General features: G+C 66.5%; 4 protein-coding genes. 3 read left to right on the top strand and 1 reads right to left on the bottom strand.

Features of this window, described 5'->3' with window-relative positions; all coding sequences use genetic code 11:
• The 3 genes from KKA81_17255 to KKA81_17245 form a co-directional block, all read left to right on the top strand.
• On the top strand, window positions 1–278 hold a 278-nt coding region (locus tag KKA81_17255; protein MBU2652677.1), incomplete at its 5' end, for a 2-oxo acid dehydrogenase subunit E2.
• Window positions 265–486: a hypothetical protein gene (locus KKA81_17250; protein ID MBU2652676.1), complete on the top strand. Its 222-nt coding sequence runs from the start codon at window positions 265–267 to the stop codon at window positions 484–486. The genes KKA81_17255 and KKA81_17250, both read left to right, overlap by 14 nt.
• Before the next feature lie 22 nt (window positions 487–508).
• Window positions 509–2299 carry a hypothetical protein gene (locus KKA81_17245; protein MBU2652675.1) on the top strand — a complete coding sequence of 597 codons (1791 nt, stop codon included), beginning with the start codon at window positions 509–511 and terminating at the stop codon, window positions 2297–2299.
• A 14-nt stretch (window positions 2300–2313) separates the two neighbouring features.
• On the opposite strand, the gene KKA81_17240 is transcribed toward KKA81_17245, so the two are convergent.
• Window positions 2314–2608, bottom strand: a 295-nt coding sequence (locus tag KKA81_17240) for a hypothetical protein (GenBank protein MBU2652674.1), incomplete at its 5' end; no start/stop codon positions are given.

Here is a 2608-nt window from a genome sequence, read left to right as displayed (position 1 = left end):
GCGCGCTCGAATACCACGAAGGCTCGCTGCCGGCGGCGGCCCTGCAGGACGGGACCTTCACCGTGACCGATCTCTCCGGCGAAGACGTCTTCTCCTTCCGGCCCGTCATCAACCACCGGCAGAGCGCGATCCTCGGCGTCGGCGCCGAGCAGCCGCTTGGCGGCGAGCGCGTCTTCCAGCTGAGCCTGACCTTCGATCACCGGCTTACCGAAGGCCGCGAGGCCGCGCGGTTCCTGCGGGCGCTGCGTGAGCGCCTCGGCACTTATGAAGACTCTTGAGGAGATCGTGGCGGATCTCGCCGGCTGCGCGTCCGGCGATTTAAGCAGCGACTTCGCGCTCGGCCCCGGCGGCCTCGAGACCTCCCTCAAGCGCGCCCTGCTGATCGCCTCGATACGCCGGCACCTGGGCAAGGACTGCATGCAGGCCGGCGTCGTCAAGACCTTCGGGGAGCTGCGCGCGGCGGTCGACGAAGCGCCGGCTTTATAGTACCCGCTTGGTCTTGGGCAGCATGAGGCGTCTAAACTCCAGAGTCGCGGCAGCCGCCGGGCTTGTCGTGCTGGCCGTCGCCGTATGGGCGCTGCTCCGGGGCGGGAGCGCCGGGTCCGGGGAGCGATGGAGCGACGAGAGCTTCGAGTATTTCTTTCTGGATCCCTATGAGCCCCTGTTCGTCGAGAAGACGGACAACGCGGGCGGAGTCTATTACACGGGACGGAAGCATCCCGAGCTGGGGAATAGGCGCTTCTCCAAGGAAAAGGAGAAGGGCGTGTTCCGGGTCTTCATCCTGGGCGGCTCGGTGGCCAATGCCTTCGACAGCGGACGGGAGAAGCCCGGCTTCAAGGATGTGCTCCAGGACCTGCTCCCGGACAGACGCGTGGAGGTCGTCAATACGGGCCTTAAAAGCTACAACAGTCCGCGCGTCGACCGGGTCCACGAGGAGGTATCGGGATACTCCCCGGACCTCATTGTCGTGATGAGCGTGCTCAACGAGGTTCAGCCCGGCTTGCCGCCCGCATGGACCGCGCGCGTGACGAAGCGCCTCGGAGGAGGGACGCTTCTTGGCCGCGCCTGGCGGAAGATGCTCGTAATGGCGTATCGCAGCGATCGGCACGGAAGCCGCAAGACCATCGAGTCGAGGTTTAGGAAGCATCTCCTGCGCATGGTGAGGCGGTCCAAGGAGCGAGGGGTGCCGATGGTCCTCTGCACTTTGCCCTTGAATCTGCGCGACATGCCGCCCGGGCCCGTCCTGCCCCTGGATATTCCGGATTTCCTCGAAGGCCGGATTCTTATGGAGCAGAAACGCTTCCAGATGGCTGCCCGAGCCTTCGAGCGGCACCTGGCAGAGGACCAGGGGGAGGCGATGGGGCATTATCATCTGGCGCGATGCCTGGAACACCTGGGTCGCTACGGGGAAGCCAAGCGCCATTACCTGCAGGCGCACGAAACGAGCTCGCCGGTACCGCAGCTCAACGAATCCGTGCTCCGGCGCGTGGCGCGGGCGGAAGGCGTCGCGCTCGCGGATCTGGAGAGGGCTTTCGAATCCGCGTCCCCGCACGGGCTGACGGGCCGGAATCTCATCGAGGACAGCGTCCATTGGTTTCGCTACGCGGACCCCCTGGTTTCGGTGACCATCGCGCGCAGGCTCCCGGACGCGCTCACCGGGACGCCTCTGCGCATGGAGCGGCTGGAGTCTCATGAGGCCGCCGTGCTCGGGAGGCTCGGCTCAGCGAAGCCCTCCATGCGGGAGGCCTGGAACGTCTTCCGATTTTGGATGTGGTACCCGCTTTGGAACAAAAGACCGGTGTTCTCTGAGCGGGTGATGTCCGTGCTCGGAACTATTCACGAGGGCGATCCCGAGCTTCTCATGAAGTCGCACGCGCTCAGGCAGTGGCTCAAGGGGGAATTTTCGAAGAACGCCTGGGAACGCGACGCGGCCGGGAAGCTCGACGGCTGGTGGCCGCTGCTGCTGGCCCATGTGGGAGAGTTCTACAGACGCCGGGGAGAGTTCTGCCTCTCGATACAATACTACCGGAAGGCGCTGCGCCGGATGCCCGAGCTGCATGGGCTGCGGCTCTGGAAGGCTGTCGCGCATCTGCAGGAGGGGGACCGGAAGCTGGCGAATGAGGAGCGGGGCTCGGCGCGCCTCTCGGCCGCGGAGGACGAGGTCTGGAAGGCGTACCTGCGCGGCTGGGAAGCCCCGAGCGGGGAGAGGAAGGCGTGCGTCCTGGACGATTCCGGGCTCACGCGAAAGATGGAGGAGGGGCGGACGGCTCTGACGCGGACGGCCGAGACCACCTACTGAGACGCGCCGGCGGTTTAAGGCCCGGCCGTTCCGTAGTCTCCCTGCAGGCCGACGAAGTACGAGCCTTCCTCCAGCCCTTCATGCTCGAGCGCGCCGGGGACAAGGTAGAGGTTCTTGCGGGCCAGCGGCCGCGCGAAGAGGCCGAGCTCGCGGAAGCGCTCCCCCAGGCGCCGGGAGAAGTGTGGGAGGGTGAGGAGCTGGAAGCCCTCAAGCGACGCGGACTCGGCGATGAAGGCGATGAGGTCGGCGTCGCCGGCAAAGCCGTCGGGCCAGAGGTCGACGCATTCGAGGGTGCGCAGGCCCCGCCGG

The organism is Bacteroidota bacterium (assembly GCA_018831055.1).
Classification (GTDB): Bacteria; Bacteroidota; Bacteroidia; order Bacteroidales; family B18-G4; genus M55B132.
The sequence above is the reverse complement of the archived record's forward strand: the minus strand, read 5'-3'. Positions and strand labels throughout refer to the sequence as shown.

What these genes read in the sequence shown, in the direction of transcription:
- KKA81_17250 (MBU2652676.1), top strand. Translation starts at nt 265, where the DNA reads ATGAAGACTCTTGAGGAGATCGTGGCGGATCTCGCCGGCTGCGCGTCC.
- KKA81_17245 (MBU2652675.1), top strand. Translation starts at nt 509, where the DNA reads ATGAGGCGTCTAAACTCCAGAGTCGCGGCAGCCGCCGGGCTTGTCGTG.